Raw genomic sequence first — 16549 nt, forward strand, 5'->3', positions numbered from 1 at the left:
TTGACCAATCGTAACCGTTAGGAGGTCCCGGGTATTCCGTGTAGAAATGACGGACGCCGTTCCAGGTGGCCACTTGAAACACCGTGGACACAAAACGACTGTATGGTCTAGCAAAGTCGCTACGACCATAGACACGAAGCCTGCCACTGCACCCGGCAGGCTTCTTCCAGGAGGTGCTGTCTTGATCGCAGGAATCCGTATCGGACACGGGGTCCGTCTCGCCACGATGTTGTTGGCGATGCTCGCTCTCTGCCTCGGGATCGTGCTCGGCTCCGGGGCCCTGGCCGCCTCGGCGTCCACCGCCCCCGCGCCCACCCCGACCCCCACGGAATCCGGCGACTTCACCACCACGTACACGATCGGCGGCATCCTCCGCGACGGCGACACCCTCATCGAGGGCGCCGAGATCACGGTCGCCGGAGCCGGCGGCTACTCCGAGGTCGCCACGACAGACGACACCGGCCGTTGGTCGGTCGCCGTGCCCGCCAAGGGCGACTACACCGTCACCCTCGACCCGGAGTCCCTGCCCGACGGCGTGCAGCTGCGCGACCCGGACAAGGCCTCGGCCGTCGTGAGCGCCACCGAGTGGCAGACGAACACGATCACCCGCTCCTTCCCGCTCGGCGCCGACACCCGCCAGACGACCGGGTTCTTCGAGCAGTTCCTGCAGCGCCTCGTCGCCGGCCTCAACTTCGGGCTCCTGATCGCGCTGGCCGCGATCGGCATCACCCTGATCTTCGGCACCACGGGCCTCAACAACTTCGCCCACGGCGAGATGGTCACCTTCGGTGCGATCATCGCCTGGATCGCCGCGGTCCTCCTCGGCATCAACATCTTCATCGCCATGCTGATCGCCCTCGTGCTCGGCGGCGTGTTCGGCTACCTCAACGACTGGTTGCTCTGGAAGCCCTTGAGGAAGAAGGGGGTGAAGCTCGTCCAGGCCATGATCGTCTCGATCGGTCTCGCGATCGCGCTCCGTTACCTCTACCTCTTCTTCATCGGCGGCGACACCAAGACGATGAGCGTCGGGCTCTCGGATGCGGTGGCCCTCGGCCCCGTGCGCATCACGACGGGCTCCATCCTCAGCATGATCATCTCGGTCGTCGTCCTGGTGCTGGTGGGGCTCTTCCTCACCCGCACCCGCATCGGCAAGGCGACTCGGGCGGTGTCGGACAACCCGTCGCTGGCCGCCGCATCCGGAATCGACGTCGACCGCATCATCCGCATCGTCTGGGTGCTCTCGGGCGCCCTCGCCGCTCTCGCCGGTGTGATGCTCGCGCTCTACCGCCAGGTCTCGTGGGACATGGGCTTCCAGGTGCTGCTGCTGATGTTCGCGGCCGTGACCCTCGGTGGCCTCGGCTCCGCCTACGGCGCCCTGGTCGGCTCCATCGTCGTCGGGTTGTTCGTCGAGCTGTCGACACTGTTCATCCCGCCGGACCTGAAATACGCGGCGGCGCTCGTCGTGCTCATCGTGGTGCTCCTCGTGCGACCGCAGGGCATCCTCGGTCGTAAAGAACGAATCGGTTAAGGGAGGAGACACTCATGGACTGGGGAAACATTCTCGGCAACGCCGTCGGCGAGATCATCAGCCCGACGACTGCGGCCTACGCGCTCGCGGCCATCGGCCTCGGAGTGCACTTCGGCTACACGGGCCTGCTCAACTTCGGCCAGGCGGCCTTCCTCCTGATCGGTGCCTACGGCTTCGCCATCCCGACCCTCGCGGGCGCCCCGCTGGTCGTCGCGGTGCTCTGCGCGATCGCCTGCTCGGTGATCTTCGCGTTCATCCTGGGCATACCGACCCTGCGGCTGAGGGCCGACTATTTGGCGATCGTCACGATCGCGGCGGCGGAAGTCGTGAGATACATCGTCACCACGACGGGGCTCACCGACTTCACCGGCGCCGCCAACGGCCTCTCGGGCTTCAAGGGCACCTTCGCCGCGATCAACCCGATCCCGGCCGGCACCTACGGCTTCGGGCCCTTCACGTACAACGAGTACGACTGGTGGATCCGCATCGTCGGCTGGGTGCTCGTCGCCCTCGCCAGCGTGCTGGTGTTCCTGCTCATGCGCTCCCCCTGGGGCCGCGTGGTCAAGGGCATCCGTGAAGACGAGGATGCGGTGCGCAGCCTCGGCAAGAACGTCTACAGCTACAAGATGCAGGCGCTGGTCATCGGTGGTGGGCTCGGCTCGATCGCCGGCATCATCTTCATCCTGCCCCGCGCGGTGCAGCCGGCGAACTACACCACCGGCCTCACCTTCTTCATCTGGACGATCATGCTCCTGGGCGGCGCGGCCACGATCTTCGGCCCCATCGTCGGTTCGATGATCTTCTGGGTCGTGCTCTCGCTCACCCAGGGCATCCTCTATGGAGCCATCGAGTCGGGGGCGCTGCCCTTCGTCTCGACCACTCAGGCCGGGCAGATCCGCTTCATCCTCGTCGGTGTCGCGCTGATGCTCCTGGTCATCTTCAGACCGCAAGGTATTTTCGGAAACAAGAAGGAGCTGTCCTTCAGTGTCTAATCTCGACGGAACCCCCACCCTCGCCGCGACCAGCCCGCTGGTCAAGGGCGAGATCCGGCCCGGCTGCGCGAAGGTCGACCCGATCGTCATCGCCGACAACGTCACGCGTCAGTTCGGCGGTCTCAAGGCGGTCGACGTCGCCCACCTGGAGATCCCGCGCGGCCAGATCACCGCGCTGATCGGCCCCAACGGCGCCGGCAAGACCACGATGTTCAACCTGCTCACGGGCTTCGACAAGCCGAACACCGGAACGTGGGAGTTCGACGGCAAGTCGCTCGCCGGCGTCCCGGCCTTCAAGGTCGCCCGGGCCGGGATGGTGCGTACCTTCCAGCTGACCAAGTCGCTCGGCCGCCTCTCGGTGCTGCAGAACATGCTGCTCGGCGCGACCGGACAGAAGGGCGAGGGCCTGTTCCGCTCGCTCATCAAGCCCCTCTGGCGCAAGCAGGAGGAGGAGAACACGGCCCGTGCGGACGACCTCCTCGCCCGCTTCAAGCTCGACGCCAAGCGTGAGGACTACGCGGCGTCGCTCTCGGGCGGCCAGCGGAAGCTCCTCGAGATGGCCCGGGCCCTGATGTCCAAGCCCGAGCTGATCATGCTCGACGAGCCGATGGCGGGCGTCAACCCGGCCCTCACCCAGTCGCTCCTGGGGCACATCAAGAACCTCAAGTCCGACGGCACCACGGTGCTGTTCGTCGAGCACGACATGCACATGGTCATGCACATCTCGGACTGGGTGGTCGTGATGGCCGAGGGCCGCGTCGTGGCCGAGGGCCCGCCCGAGTCGGTCATGAAGGATCCGGCCGTGATCGACGCCTACCTCGGCGCGCACCACGACACCGACCTCGGCGACCTGATGGAAGACGGACCGAACCCGGTCATCGAGGCCGAGCGGAAGGCGCACGACGCGCATCCCGAGGCCGACGAGGCCGGCTACGGGGAGGAGAAGTAGACATGAGCGACATCGACCCCAACGAGATGAACGCCGAGACCAACACCCTCGCCGAGGAGACGGCCACCGCGCACACGCTGGCCCCCACCGACCGGGGGGAAGCGGTGCTGCGCACCGAGAACCTCGTCGGCGGCTACCTGCCGGGCGTGAACATCCTGAACGGCTGCACGATCGAGGCCTTCCCGGGGGAGCTGATCGGCATCATCGGCCCGAACGGCGCCGGCAAGTCGACGGTTCTGAAGGCGATCTTCGGCCAGATCCGCATCCGGAGCGGCCGCGTCATCCTGAAGGGCGAGGACATCACCGGTCTCCGCGCCAACAAGCTCGTCACCAAGGGTGTCGGCATGGTGCCGCAGAACAACAACGTCTTCCCGAGCCTCACGATCGAGGAGAACCTCGAGATGGGTCTGTTCCAGAAGCCCTCGATCTTCGCCGAGCGCTTCGACTTCGTCACCACCCTGTTCCCCGAGCTCGGCAAGCGGCGTAAGCAGCGTGCAGGCTCGCTCTCGGGTGGTGAGCGCCAGATGGTCGCCATGGGCCGTGCGCTCATGATGGAGCCCTCCGTGCTGCTGCTGGACGAGCCCTCCGCGGGCCTGTCCCCCGTGCGTCAGGACGAGACCTTCATGCGCGTGCACCAGATCAACCGCGCGGGCGTCTCGGTCATCATGGTCGAGCAGAACGCGCGCCGCTGCCTGCAGATCTGCGATCGGGCCTACGTGCTCGACCAGGGCCGTGACGCGTACACGGGCACGGGCCGCGAGCTCATGAAGGACCCGAAGGTCATCGAGCTCTACCTCGGCACCCTGGCGGCCGACCAGGGCCACTAGCCTTCCCCTTCCCCCCTCCCCTCTCGGCTGCTCGAGCCGTCAGAAAAGGCCCCAAGACTCCGGTCTTGGGGCCTTTTTCGACGGCTCGGTGCTCGGGATGCCCCGGGACGACAGAAGGCCCGGGACGACAGAAGGCCCGGCACCTCCGAGGAGGGCCGGGCCTTCGTGCGTGGTGCGGGCTGGACTAGCCGTTCAGCGAGCCGAACTCGACGTTCAGCGGCGCGTAGGTGTTGTCCTGGCCGTACTGGTAGATACCGATGTAGGCCTCGGTCGGGTCACCGTTCTCGTCGAACGTGATGGGGCCCGAGATGCCGTCGTAGTCGATGTCGGTACCGGCGGCCAGCAGGTCGGCGCACTCGGAGAAGCTGGTGCACTTGGTGCCACCCTCCGAGACGGTCTGCATGTTGGCCTGGATGGCCGGGCCGGTCGCGGAGCCACCGGCGATGGCCGCGAGAGCCATCAGGTTGACCGCGTCGTAGGACTCGGCTGCGTAGCTGAAGTCCTTCAGGTCCGGGTTCACACCGAGCAGCTTGGCCTTGAACGAGTCGTCGGCCAGAACGCCGGGCAGCGTGCCCTTGGCGCAGTTCAGCACACCCTTGTCGAAGTCTGCCGAGTAGTCGGCGAGGTTGCCGTCCACGAAGTAGACCTTGCTGCCGTCGAAGCCCTTGGTTCCGACGAGCTCGGGGATGATGACCTTGGTCTGGTCGAACGCGATCAGGGCGATCGCGTCGGGGTCGGCGGCCAGAACGGAGTCGATCTGAGCGCTGAACTGGCTGTCGCCCTCGTTGAACGCCTCAGCGGCGACGACGGTGCCACCGGCAGCCTCGACGGCCGTGGTGACGTTCGACTCGAGGCCGGAGCCGTACGCGTCGTTCAGGTAGATGATGCCGACGTTGGTGTTGCCGTCGCCGACCATCAGGTTGCCGAGCACGCGGCCCTGCAGCACGTCGGACGGAGCGGTACGGAAGTAGTACCCGCCGTCGGCGTAGGTCGAGAAGTCGGGCGAGGTGTTGGCGGGCGACACCTGGACGACCTGGGCACCGGTGACCTGGTCGATGAAGGTGAACGAGACACCGGACGACGCGGCGCCGACGATGCCGGACACGCCCTGGCTGAGCAGGTCGGTCGCGGACTGGGTCGCGATGTCGGTCGTGGTGTCACCGGAGTCGCGGTGGATGACCTCGGCGTTGCCACCCAGGACGCCCGACTGCGACGCGTTGATCTCGTCGATGGCGAGGTCGACACCAGCGATCTCGGGCGGGCCGAGGTAGGCGAGGCTACCGGTGGTCGGGAGGATCGAACCGATCTTCAGCGTGGTGGCACGGCTCTGCGCCGCCTCGGGGGCGACCGCCGTGATGTCTGCCGCTGCGGTCGCTGCGTCGGGGCCGCAGCTCGCTGCTGCCGCGGTGGTCTCTCCGCCGTCGGTGCTCGGCGTGGACGCGCACGAGGCCAGCAGCAGAGCCGTGGCGCTGAACGCGGCTACGCCGGCAACGATCGAGAGGGGCTTCGAGCGCGAGGCCTTGGCCTTCGCAAATACGCTCATGGTGCTCCTTATGTGAATGTGTGCAGTTTCTCGGCAGACTCGAAGAATCGGCCGTGGAATCACGCTATGCGGTGATTGACGCGGGAACAATACGCTGGTGTTACAGCCGTGTAACACGGGCCAATCGTTACCTCGCGGTGACCTTGCGCGGGGCCGTGCCGCCCCGTCCGGGGGTCACGGACCTGTTCAGCCAGTGATCCCGATCGGCATGAGCGAGCCGGGCGCGGTGCTCGCGGGAGCCAGGGCGAGCGCCCCGGTGACCCCGGTGTAGCGGATGCCGGTGCCGGAGCCCACGGCATCCAGGCACGCGCCGTAGCTCGAGCAGGTCACGGCTCCTCCGGTGACCGCGGGCAGGAACCGCGCGATCGAGGTCGCCCCGTCGTCGCCCGCGAGCACGGCGGCCAGCGCGATCATGACCGTGGCGTCGTAGCTCTCCGCACCGAAACGGGTGTCGGAGAGGCTCGGGTCGGCGGTGCGGAGCCGGGCCGCGAATGCGTCGTCGATCGGCTCGGGGTCGGCGACCGCGCTCATGCCGGCCACCCCCGCCGTCTTCGCCGCGGCGTCGGCGGCGACCACGACGTCCTGGCTGTTCGGCCCGACGAGGGCGTCGACGCGCCCGGCGAAGGCGGCGATCGTCTCGGCCGCGCGAGTGCTTGCAGCATCCCCCGCATCGCCGTGCAGCACGACGACGGTCCTGCCGTTGAAACCGCCTGCCGCGTCGATGTCGCGTGCCGCCAGCTCGACGCCGGCGAGCTCGGCCGCACCGAGCACGGCGTTGCCGCCGCTGAGAGGAACGACGGCGCCGATGACGAGGGTCCCGTCCCCGGTGGGGATGGGCTGCGCCATGCTCGCGACCGGATTCGGCGCGACCGTGCCCGACGGGGCCGCGGTGGCGAAGCATCCGGTCAGCCCGAGAGCGATGCCGAGGGCGGCGACGCCGGCCAGCACGGCCGGGAGCACGCGGGGGCGTGCGGGGCTGCCGATACCTGCGGGGCGGGGCGTGGCCGCTGGCTGATCGCTCTGTCTCATGCTCCCAGCACCCTACCTGTCGCCCGAGCGGTTCTCAGAGCGCCTCGACGGGCGTGCCGCGCGCCGTGCGCGACGCCCGCACCATGTCGACGGCGAGGATGACCACGGCCACCCAGACGATCGCGAAGCCGGCCCAGCGCTCGGGCGGCATGTCCTCGTGCAGCACGAAGACGCCCAGCGCGAACTGCAGGATGGGGGCGACGAACTGCACCAGGCCCACCCAGACCAGCGGCAGCCGCCGGGTCGCCGAGGCGAACATCAGCAACGGCACGGCCGTGACCACGCCGAGCAGGACCATCCCCGTCGTGTGCCAGCCGTTGACGGTGCCGAAGACCAGGCCGCCCTGACTGCCCACCACGACCAGCAGCACGATGGCGAGCGGGGTGAGCCACGCGGTCTCGAGCGTCAAGCCGCTGACCGCATCCACGCGCGGGCCGACGTGCTTCTTGACCAGGCCGTAGGTGCCGAACGAGAAGGCGAGGATGAGCGCGATCCACGGCACGGTGCCGTGCCCGAACGCGAGCACGAGCACGGCGAGGGCCGCGACGCCGATCGCGACCCACTGCATCCGGCGCAGCTTCTCGCGGAGCACGAGGACCCCTAGCAGCACCGTGACGATCGGGTTGATGAAGTAGCCGAGCGAGGCCTCGACGACCTGCCCGCTCAGCGTGCCGAGGATGTAGGTCTGCCAGTTGACGTAGATGAGGATGCCGGCGAGCCCCATGAACAGCAGCAGCTTCGGCTGACGGGCGATCGCGAGGAAGGGGCCCCAGCCGCGCGTCACGGTGAGGAGCACCGCACAGAACACGAGCGAGAAGACGATGCGCCAGGCGACGATCTCGAAGGCGCCGGCCGGCTGCATGAGCAGGAAGTAGACCGGCAGCACGCCCCAGAGCACGTAGGCCCCGACGGCGTTGACGAGACCCGTGCGGAAACGCTCGGAATCGGAGCCGCGGATGGTCAGGCCGGCGGGCGGCGAAGGGGGTGCTGGCGGTGTCACCGCGCCACTCTACCCCCGCGTGCGCAGGTCGGCCGCCCTACGGGAGCCCCTCGGCTGCCCTGTCTGGAACGCACAGAACCCGGGCGGCCGAAGCCACCCGGGTTCTCTGTAGAAGGACTGCGACTAGCGGACGACGACCGCGAGCACGTCGCGGGCGGAGAGCACCAGGAAGTCTTCTCCGGCGTACTTCACCTCGGTTCCGCCGTACTTGGAGTAGATGACCTTGTCGCCGACTGCGACGTCGAGCGGAACGCGGTTGCCGTTGTCGTCGATGCGGCCGGGGCCGACGGCGACGACTTCACCCTCCTGGGGCTTCTCCTTGGCGGTGTCAGGGATGACGAGACCGGAAGCAGTGGTCTGCTCAGCTTCGACCTGCTTGATGACGATGCGATCCTCGAGCGGCTTGATGGAGACCGACACGGTTGACCTCTTCTTTCTCAGTGACAAAACGTCTAGTTAGCACACTCACTGCGAGAGTGCTAAGTCGAGTTTAGAGGCACCGCTGGCACTCGCGCAACGTGAGTGCCAAGGGATTGCCAGGCGATCCCACGGCGTCGTAGGCCGCCTCCCCTTGGTACGGTTGCCGGATGGATGCCGCAGAGCTCTCGACGCTGCTCACCCCCGAGGGGCTCCGGCTTCTGGACTCGCTTCCGCCTTACTCCTCGACCGGCGCGGTCGCGCAGGTCGCGTCCCTCCGGAAGGCCGGGCACTCCCCCGAGCTCGTCGCCGCGGTGCTCACGCAGTCGCGGTTGCGCGAGAAGGCGACGGCGAAGTTCGGAGCGTTCGCCGACCGGCTGCTGTACACGCAGGCGGGCCTCGAGCAGGCCACCCGACTGAAGGTCGCCGCCGGTCACGCGGGCCGCTTCCGCTCGGCCGGGGTCGCCCGGGTCGCCGACCTGGGCTGCGGCATCGGAGCCGACGCCCTCGCCCTGGTCGCCCTCGAGATCCCGGTTCTCGCGGTGGAGCGGGACGAGGTCACCGCCGCGATCGCGAGCTACAACCTCGCCGGATTCCCCGAGGCCGAGGTGGTCCACGCCTCGGCCGAGGACGTCGACCTCGACGGGGTGGACGCGGTCTACCTGGATCCCGCCCGTCGTACCGCGGGCACGACCGAGACCACCCGGCTGGCCCGGGAGGAGGACTACTCCCCCTCGATCGACTTCGCCTTCGGCCTCGCCGAGCGTTTCCCCACGGGGATCAAGCTCGGCCCGGGCTTCGACCGGTCGCTGATCCCGGCGACGGCGGAGGCACAGTGGGTCTCGGTCGACGGGCAGCTGGTCGAGATGGGCCTGTGGTTCGGCGCGGTCGCACGGCCGGGCATCCATCGGGCCGCCCTCGTGCTGAGCGGCGCCGGGGCCGACGAGCTGACGGCAGCTGGCGACAGCGCCGATGCCGAGGTGCGCCCGCTCGGCGACTACGTCTACGAGCCCGACGGTGCCGTCATCCGCGCCCGCCTGATCGGAGACCTGGCCGAGCGGCTCGGAGCCGGGATGCTGTCAGCCGGCATCGCCTACCTGACCGCCGACGAAGCCGTGCCGACCCCGTTCGCGACCGCCTTCCGCGTGCTCGAGCGCCTGCCGGCCGGCGAGGCCGCCCTCAAACGGGCCCTCCGGGAGCGGCGGATCGGGACGCTGGAGATCAAGAAGCGCGGGATCGACGTCGATCCGGCCGCCCTGCGGAAGCGGCTGGCGCTCAAGGGCGACCGCTCGGCCACGCTCATCCTGACGCGGGTCGACGGCGGGCACGAAGCCCTGCTCGCAGAGCGCGTCGCGGGCTGATCCCCCTAGGCCGACGGCCCGAGCCGACGGCGCTGGCCGGGGCCGCGGCCAGGGCTGAGGCAGGGGCCGCCCAAAACCGTCAGTTGTAGTAGGCGGATCCCGTGCTAGCCGCGGCGATGAAGACGAAGATCACGATGAAGTAGCCGATCACGAAGAGCACGGCGAGGCCGGTGAACACGTACGACAGGATGAGACCGGCCTTCGCCAGCCCCCGGCCCGACTCGCCCGTGCGGTCGATCTGCTTCAGCGCGATGTGCCCGGTGACGATGCCAGCGACCGAGAAGACGAAGGCGAGCACGATCGTGATGATCGCCAGGGTGTTGGTCGGCGGCTGCGCCGGCACCTGGGAGTAGCCGTAGTACGCCTGCTGGTTCGGCGCCTGCGGAGGCTGAGGCGGTTGGACCGCCTGGTACCCGGGCTGGTAGCTCGGGGGCTGGTAGCTGCCGGGCTGCTGGCCCGGGGCCTGGTAGCCGCCGGACGGCTGGCCGCCCGGCTGGCCCTGCTGGCCGTACGGCGACTGGCCGCCCTGCTGGCCCTGAGCCTGGTAGCCGCCCGGCTGCTGGCCGTAGCCACCGGGTGCGGGCGGGGTCTGGTAGCCGCCGGTGGGCGGAGCCTGGAAGCTCGGAGCGGCGGGAGGGGCCGACGGCGCCGGCGGCGGGGTCGAGGGCTGGGGCACCGAGGGCGGAGGCGTGTAGGAGGGCGCCGGGGGTGCCGGCGGGGCGGGAGGGGCCGTGGGCTCCTCGGCCGGGGTGGAGTTGTCGGTGTCGCTCACGGGAACGCCCTTCTCTCGGGTACTGGCTCTCGGGGGTGTGGCTCGTTAACAGAGTAGGCGCAGGCGGCCCGGTGCCGAAGGCACTCGGGCCACCCGCGCCGGCGACTCAGTAGGTCGTGGTCGTGTAGCTCATGGTCGACGCGGTCGCGACGAGCACGATGACGACGATCAGCCAGATCACGAACGTGACGGCGCCGATGATGATGCCGGCGAGTGCGAGGCCGCGGCCGGCCTCGCCCGTCTTCTTGATCTGGTTCAGCGCGATGATGCCGAGGATGATCGCGATGACGTTGAAGCTCAGGATCGAGAGCACGAGCGAGACGATCGCGAGGACGTTCGTCTTGCGCGCGACCGGTGCTCCGGCGGGTGCCGAGTAGGCAGGGGTTTGTTCGGTCACAGGGAGGGCTCCAATTCCTTCTAGGTGATCAATGACGTCGCCTATCGTGGCAGTCTCCCTGAGGAAGTGTCAATGTCGAGCCGACTTCGCGTCGCCCCGTGACGCGGCGATCAGTCCGCCCGTCCGCCTTCGTCGACCTGGATCTCGGTCACCGGCAGCGTCGAATCCGCTCCGAATCCGAGGCCGGAGGGCGCGTGCCCGGCGGCGATCAGCTGGGCGCCGAGAGCAGCGATCATCGCCCCGTTGTCGGTGCACAACGACAGGGGCGGGATGCGCAGGGTGACGCCGGCCGCCTCCGCGCGCTCGGCCGCGACCTGGCGCACGCGGGCGTTCGCGACGACTCCGCCGCCGAGCAGCAGCCGCGGGATCCCGAAGTCGGCACAGGCGCGGAACGCCTTGGTCAACAGCACGTCGACCACGGCCTCGCGGAAGCTCGCCGCGACATCCGCCACCGGCACCTCCTCGCCCGCGTCGGACGTGCGCTCGACCCAGCGCGCGACCGCCGTCTTGAGGCCCGAGAACGAGAAGTCGTACCGGTGCTTCTCGAGGTCCTTGGCCTGCATGAGCCCGCGCGGGAAGTGGATCGCCTTCGGGTCGCCGTCCTTCGCCACCCGGTCGATCTGCGGGCCACCGGGGTAGGGCAGCCCGAGAACCCGGGCGACCTTGTCGAACGCCTCGCCCGCGGCGTCGTCGATCGTCTCGCCGAGCAGCTCGACGTCGCCCACCAAGTCGCGCACGAGGAGCAGCGAGGTGTGGCCACCGGAGACCAGCAGCGCGATCGTCGGGTACTCCAGCGCGTCGTCGTCGAGCACGTCGGCTCCGACGTGACCGACCAGGTGGTTCACCGCGTAGAGCGGCTTCCCGGTCGCCACGGCGAGCGCCTTCGCCGCACCGACCCCGACCATGAGCGCGCCGGAGAGCCCGGGGCCGCTGGTGACCGCGATCGCGTCGATCTCGTCGAGCCCGAGCCCGGCCTCGGCGAGCGCCGCTTCGAGCGTGGGGTTCATGGCCTCGAGGTGCGCGCGGGCGGCGACCTCGGGCACGACGCCGCCGTAGCGCGCGTGCTCGTCCATCGAGGAGGCGATCACGTTCGCCAGCAGGGTCGAGCCGCGCACGATGCCGACGCCGGTCTCGTCGCAGGAGGTCTCGATGCCGAGCACCACGGGGCCGTCGGTCATGAGGATGCTCCTTCCGCGGCCGAGCCGGCAGACCCGGTCGGTCCAGCCGATCCAGCCGATTCGGCCGAGCCGGTCAGCGCCGTTCCGCGGCGCACCACGTCGAGCTGCATCACGATCGCGTCGACGCCGTCCGGCTGGTAGTAGCGGGGCCGCACGGCGATGTCCGTGAAGCCGAGGTCGAGGTAGAGGCCGTGCGCGACCGGGTTGTCGGCGCGCACCTCGAGGAACACCTTCCGGGCTCCGCGGGACGCCGCCTCCTCGAGCAGTCGCCCCATCAGCTGGCGGCCGAGGCCCTTCCCGCGCGAGCTCTCAGACACGGTAATCGTCTGGATGTCGGCGTCGCCGGTACCGCGCGGGCAGAGCAGGCCTGCGTAGCCCTCCACCGCATCCGGATGCTCGGCGTCGAGCCCGACGAGGTAGTAGCACTCGGGGTGGGTGAGCTCACGCCGCATCGACTCGCGCGACCAGGCGTCGGATTCGAACGAGGCCTCCTCGAGTGCCATGATCGCGTCGAGGTCGCCCTCCTGGGCGCGCCGGAGCTGCCAGGTCACTGCGAGACCCGCTTCCGCGCACCGGGCATCGTCACGTCGGGCGACCGCAGGTACAGCGGTTCGGAGAACTGCTCCTGGATGCCGCGCCCGCGGTTCTGCCGCTCGGCCCGCGCCAAGGAGCCGGCCGAGACCTGCACCGCGTCGATCCGCTGCCCGTCGGAGTGCGGCGGGAGGTCACCGGGAGCGCAGAGCGCCGGGCCCTCGGCACGCGCCGGGCCCTCATCGCCGAGCTCGTAGGTCGACCAGTAGACCTCGCGGCGGCGCGCGTCGGTCACGACGAGGAGGGGGCCGCGGATCCCGGCCGACCACGCGTCGAAGGCGACGGCGTCGTGGCTGACCGCGGGGATGATCGGGGCCCCGATCCCGAGCGCGAAGGCGCGTGCCGCGGCGATTCCCACGCGGAGCCCGGTGAAGGGACCGGGGCCCATGCCGGCCACGACCGAGTCGAGCGACGACGGCGAGACGCCCGCGTCGGCGAGCACCCCGAGGATCATCTCGCCGATGACCTCGGCGTGGCGCATCGTGTCCTCGGTCGCGCGCTCGGCGAGCACGAGGTCTCCCTCGACGAGGGCGACCGAGGTGCCGGCGGAGGTGTCGATGGCGAGGAGCACAGAACGAGCCTAACGCCGACCGGGCGAGCGGATGCCGCGGGCCGGGACGCCGTCTGGGCAGCTGGTCAGGCCCAGCGCGGTCCCACTCCGGTGACCCGCACCGTACGCGGCTCGATCGGCTCGAGCTCGCCGTCTCGGGGATCGCTGTCGCCGGCACCATCGGTCTGCCCGTCCCCGGCGTCCACCGGCGAACCCGCCCCGTGCGGCCGGTCGATCTCGATCGACAGGTACGAGTCGGTCAGCGCCTCGATCATCCCCGCGCCCCACTCCACGACCACGACCGAGTGCGCGAAGTCGATGTCGAGATCGTCGAGCTCGAGCGCGCTGCTCAGCCGGTAGGCGTCGACGTGCACGAGCGCGGGGCCGCCGACGAGCGAGGGATGCGTGCGCGCGAGCACGAAGGTCGGGCTGGTGACGGGGCCCCTGATGCCGAGTCCCTCGCCGAGCCCGCGGGTGAAGGTGGTCTTGCCCGCGCCGAGATCGCCGGAGAGCAGCACCACGTCGCCCGCCGCGAGCTGCGCGGCGATCCGCACCCCGAAGGCGTGCATCTCCTCCGGCGTCGCGATGCGGAGCGTCTCGGTGGTCATGCCGACCGCTCCGGAGACCCTGCGCCCGTTCCCGCCGCGGGGCCTGCGACCCCGTCGACCCCGTCCTCGAGCGACCCGCCCGCCCCGTCCACGATCGTGCGGTGGTCGTGCTCGGCCAGGTACACCCGCTCGACCCGGTGCCCGACGCGTGCCACGATCTCGTCGCCGATGGTGTCGGCGAACCCGGCCCACTCCTCGGCCGTGGGTTCGCCGAGGTCGCCCTCACCGAAGACGATCGCGAGGTCGCCGACCTCGACGGGCTCGTCGCCGACGTCGACGACCACCTGGTCCATGGCCACGCGTCCGGCGATCGGATGGCGGCGCCCGTTCAGCCAGATCTCGCCGCGGCCGCCCGCGATCCGCGGGATGCCGTCGGCATAGCCCAGCGGCACGAGCGCGAGCGTGCTCGCGGTCTCGGTGCGGTAGGTCAGCCCGTACGAGACCCCGTGCCCCGCCGGCACGCGCTTGACCGAGACGACCGGTGCCTGCAGCGTCATGACCGGCCGGAGCCCGAGGTCGCGCGCGGTGGCGTCGTCGAAGGGCGAGACACCGTAGGCGGCGATCCCGAAGCGGACGAGACCGAGGCGGGCCTCGGGCATCCGGATGCCGGCCGAGCTCGCAGCCAGGTGCAGCAGCTCGAACCGGGCGCCCAGCTCCTCGGCCACCGCGACCGCGTTCTGCAGCTTGCCGAGTGCGACCCGGTCGTCTTCGGGCGAGGCGTCGGCCAGGTGCGACCAGGCTGCGTACAGCCGCACGGCGCCGGCTCGATCGTGCTCGAGGGCCGACCGCACGAGTTCGGGCCAGTCGGCCTCGGTGGCGCCGTTGCGGCTGAGGCCGGTGTCGACCTTGAGATGCACCCGTGGCGCGCGCGAGGCCCCGGCCGCGGCGATCGCGTCCAGCTGCCAGACCGCCGAGATGCCGAGGTCGATGTCGGCCTCGGCCGCCTCGCCGAAGCGCGCGTCGGGGTCGTGCATCCAGGCGAAGATCGGGGCCGTGATGCCGGCCTCCCGCAGGGTCAGGGCGGCCGGGATGTCGAGCACGGCGAGCGACGTGGCGCCGGCTTCGAGGGCCGCGCGCGCCAGCGGCACCATGCCGTGCCCGTAGGCGTCGGCCTTGACGGCGAGCATGGTCTCCGCGGGCCGGGCCAGCGCGGCGAGCGTGCGCACGTTGTGCCGGAACGCCTCGAGGTCGATGACCGCCTGCCGCTCGGGAACGGCCGTCGCCGTGCCCGGGGCGGCCAGGATCGCGGCCGCCGCTTCCGCGGCCGGCACCGCCGCCGCCGTCGGCATCGCCGAAGCGTTCGGGCTCTGCTCGTCGCTCATCCGTACACCCGCTTCACCCGCCCGCCGAGGCGGGTCACGATCTCGTAGTTGATGGTCGATGCGGCCTCGGCCCAGTCGTCGGCGCTCGGGAAGCCCTCGGCCGGGTCGCCGAACAGCACGACTCGATCGCCGACCTCGGCCCGCTCACGGCCCAGGTCGACCACGAACTGGTCCATGGCGACGCGACCGACGATCGGGCGCACGCGGCCGCCGACCCAGACGCTCCCCCGGTTCGACACGTGGCGCGGGATGCCGTCGGCGTAGCCGAGCGGCACGAGGCCGAGCCAGGTGTCCTCCTCGGGCCGGTAGGTGTACCCGTACGAGACGCCGGTGCCGGCCGCCACGCGCTTGACCGAGATGAGCCGGGTCTCCAGGCGAAGGGCAGGGCGCAGACCGAGCTCGGCCGACCCCACGCCGTCGTAGGGCGAGAGGCCGTACTGACCGATGCCGAGTCGCACCTGGTCGAGCCGCATCTCGGGCAGTCGCAGGGCGCCGGCGGTCGAGGCGAGGTGGCGCACGGTGGGCTCGAGTCCGGCCGCCCGCGCCGCCGCGGTCGCCTCCTCGAAGGCCGCGAGCTGCGCGCGGTCGTCGTCGTCGCTCGCGTTCGAGAGGTGGCTGAAGAGGCCCTCGACCAGGATGCGACCCTCGTCGACCCCGCGCCTCGCCTCCGCGAACGCGGGCTCCCAGTCGCTCCGCTCGAAGCCGTTGCGGCCGAGCCCGGTGTCGATCTTGAGGTGCAGGCGGGCGGGCCGGCCGGTGCTCCCGGCCTCGATCGCGGCGGCGAGCTGCCCCCGGGTCGAGATCCCGAGGGTGATGTCGTGCGCGACGGCCTCGTCGAACACCGGATGCGCGCCGTGCAGCCACGCGAGCACGGGCGCGTCGATGCCCGCATCCCGAAGCGCGAGTCCCTCAGCGACATCGGCGACGCCGAGGCTCGTCGCCCCGCCCTCCAGTGCCGCGCGGGCGGTCTCGACCGCGCCGTGACCATAGCCGTCGGCCTTCACGACCGCCATCACGGCGGCGGGGGCGACGCTCCGCGCCACGTGCTCGACGTTCGCGCTGATCGCCCCGAGGTCGATGTGCGCCCGGCGGAGCATGGGGGGCGCGCCCGCGACCCCGGTCATCCGGCGTCCCGTTCGGCCACGACGAAGGCCACGGCGTGCCCGCCGTCGTGCGTCATGCTGAGGTGCACGCGATCGGCACCGAGCTCGGCGAGGGCGGCGGCGACCCCGCCGGTGAGGGCGAAACCGGGGTTGCGTTCGGCATCCGAGACCACTTCCATGTCGTGCCAGCGGAACTCGGTCGAGTGCCCGACGGCCTTGATCAACGCCTCTTTCGCCGCGAAGCGCGCCGCGAGCGAGCGCACGGGCAGACCGCGTTCGCCAGGAGCGAACAAGCGCTCGATCAGCCGCGGCGTGCGCTCGAGCGACCGCTCGAACCGAGCCACATCGACGAGGTCGACCCCCACTCCGACGATCATCAGGG

At 70.4% G+C, this 16549-nt stretch carries 18 protein-coding genes; 5 read left to right on the top strand and 13 right to left on the bottom strand.

Annotation, left to right across the window (positions count from 1 at the left end; genetic code table 11):
* Positions 1–238: 238 nt before the first annotated feature.
* The 4 genes from HSO01S_RS10365 to HSO01S_RS10380 are packed head-to-tail and all read left to right on the top strand — an operon-like array spanning position 239 to position 4296.
* A complete protein-coding gene (locus HSO01S_RS10365) occupies positions 239–1528 on the top strand; it encodes a branched-chain amino acid ABC transporter permease (protein WP_157079015.1) in 1290 nt (429 codons plus the stop codon).
* Positions 1529–1542: 14 nt separating this feature from the next.
* Complete coding sequence (locus HSO01S_RS10370; protein WP_066041083.1) at positions 1543–2520, top strand: branched-chain amino acid ABC transporter permease; 978 nt, start codon at positions 1543–1545, stop codon at positions 2518–2520.
* Positions 2513–3469: an ABC transporter ATP-binding protein gene (locus tag HSO01S_RS10375; RefSeq protein WP_066041084.1), complete on the top strand. Its 957-nt coding sequence runs from the start codon at positions 2513–2515 to the stop codon at positions 3467–3469. The genes HSO01S_RS10370 and HSO01S_RS10375 overlap by 8 nt, the downstream gene beginning before the upstream one ends.
* 2 nt (positions 3470–3471) lie before the next feature.
* A complete protein-coding gene (locus HSO01S_RS10380) occupies positions 3472–4296 on the top strand; it encodes an ABC transporter ATP-binding protein (RefSeq protein WP_245635969.1) in 825 nt (274 codons plus the stop codon).
* A 184-nt stretch (positions 4297–4480) separates the two neighbouring features.
* On the opposite strand, the gene HSO01S_RS10385 is transcribed toward HSO01S_RS10380, so the two are convergent.
* The 4 genes from HSO01S_RS10385 to groES all read right to left on the bottom strand — a co-directional run bounded on the left by HSO01S_RS10385 (position 4481) and on the right by groES (position 8288).
* Positions 4481–5839 (bottom strand): ABC transporter substrate-binding protein, encoded by a 1359-nt coding sequence (locus HSO01S_RS10385; protein ID WP_066041087.1) that lies wholly within the window; start codon positions 5837–5839, stop codon positions 4481–4483.
* 186 nt (positions 5840–6025) lie between these two features.
* Positions 6026–6868, bottom strand: a complete 843-nt coding sequence (locus tag HSO01S_RS10390) for an ABC transporter substrate-binding protein (protein ID WP_084361549.1) — start codon at positions 6866–6868, stop codon at positions 6026–6028.
* A gap of 34 nt (positions 6869–6902) precedes the next feature.
* The gene (rarD, locus tag HSO01S_RS10395) at positions 6903–7826 is read right to left on the bottom strand and encodes an EamA family transporter RarD (RefSeq protein ID WP_066041553.1); all 924 of its coding nucleotides are present in this window, start codon (positions 7824–7826) and stop codon (positions 6903–6905) included.
* 165 nt (positions 7827–7991) lie between these two features.
* Positions 7992–8288, bottom strand: coding sequence for a co-chaperone GroES (gene groES, locus HSO01S_RS10400; protein WP_066041091.1), 297 nt, complete (start codon positions 8286–8288; stop codon positions 7992–7994).
* Between the two features lie 167 nt (positions 8289–8455).
* Between groES and HSO01S_RS10405 the strand changes: the two genes are divergently transcribed.
* Positions 8456–9646 (top strand): THUMP-like domain-containing protein, encoded by a 1191-nt coding sequence (locus tag HSO01S_RS10405; protein WP_066041092.1) that lies wholly within the window; start codon positions 8456–8458, stop codon positions 9644–9646.
* A gap of 79 nt (positions 9647–9725) precedes the next feature.
* Here HSO01S_RS10405 and HSO01S_RS10410 read toward each other — a convergent pair whose 3' ends face one another.
* From HSO01S_RS10410 to HSO01S_RS10450, 9 genes are all read right to left on the bottom strand, one after another.
* Positions 9726–10418, bottom strand: coding sequence for a DUF4190 domain-containing protein (locus HSO01S_RS10410; protein WP_066041093.1), 693 nt, complete (start codon positions 10416–10418; stop codon positions 9726–9728).
* Positions 10419–10524: 106 nt separating this feature from the next.
* A complete protein-coding gene (locus HSO01S_RS10415) occupies positions 10525–10815 on the bottom strand; it encodes a DUF4190 domain-containing protein (protein WP_066041096.1) in 291 nt (96 codons plus the stop codon).
* A gap of 110 nt (positions 10816–10925) precedes the next feature.
* Complete coding sequence (gene tsaD, locus HSO01S_RS10420; protein WP_066041097.1) at positions 10926–11993, bottom strand: tRNA (adenosine(37)-N6)-threonylcarbamoyltransferase complex transferase subunit TsaD; 1068 nt, start codon at positions 11991–11993, stop codon at positions 10926–10928.
* Entirely contained in the window at positions 11990–12544 is a 555-nt protein-coding gene (gene rimI / locus HSO01S_RS10425; protein WP_245635970.1) for a ribosomal protein S18-alanine N-acetyltransferase, read from the bottom strand. Before rimI ends, tsaD begins: the two co-directional genes overlap by 4 nt.
* Entirely contained in the window at positions 12541–13155 is a 615-nt protein-coding gene (gene tsaB / locus HSO01S_RS10430) for a tRNA (adenosine(37)-N6)-threonylcarbamoyltransferase complex dimerization subunit type 1 TsaB (RefSeq protein ID WP_066041098.1), read from the bottom strand. Before tsaB ends, rimI begins: the two co-directional genes overlap by 4 nt.
* 65 nt (positions 13156–13220) lie before the next feature.
* Positions 13221–13742 (bottom strand): tRNA (adenosine(37)-N6)-threonylcarbamoyltransferase complex ATPase subunit type 1 TsaE, encoded by a 522-nt coding sequence (gene tsaE, locus HSO01S_RS10435; protein WP_066041100.1) that lies wholly within the window; start codon positions 13740–13742, stop codon positions 13221–13223.
* Positions 13739–15064 (bottom strand): alanine racemase, encoded by a 1326-nt coding sequence (gene alr / locus HSO01S_RS10440; protein WP_245635971.1) that lies wholly within the window; start codon positions 15062–15064, stop codon positions 13739–13741. The genes tsaE and alr (HSO01S_RS10440) overlap by 4 nt, the downstream gene beginning before the upstream one ends.
* Complete coding sequence (gene alr / locus HSO01S_RS10445; protein ID WP_084361551.1) at positions 15061–16188, bottom strand: alanine racemase; 1128 nt, start codon at positions 16186–16188, stop codon at positions 15061–15063. The genes alr (HSO01S_RS10440) and alr (HSO01S_RS10445) overlap by 4 nt, the downstream gene beginning before the upstream one ends.
* On the bottom strand, positions 16185–16544 hold the full coding sequence (locus HSO01S_RS10450; protein ID WP_066041105.1) for a holo-ACP synthase: 360 nt from the start codon (positions 16542–16544) through the stop codon (positions 16185–16187). The genes alr (HSO01S_RS10445) and HSO01S_RS10450 overlap by 4 nt, the downstream gene beginning before the upstream one ends.
* Positions 16545–16549 lie beyond the last annotated feature (5 nt).

Source organism: Herbiconiux solani NBRC 106740 (assembly GCF_001571005.1).
Taxonomy (GTDB): Bacteria; Actinomycetota; Actinomycetes; order Actinomycetales; family Microbacteriaceae; genus Herbiconiux; species Herbiconiux solani.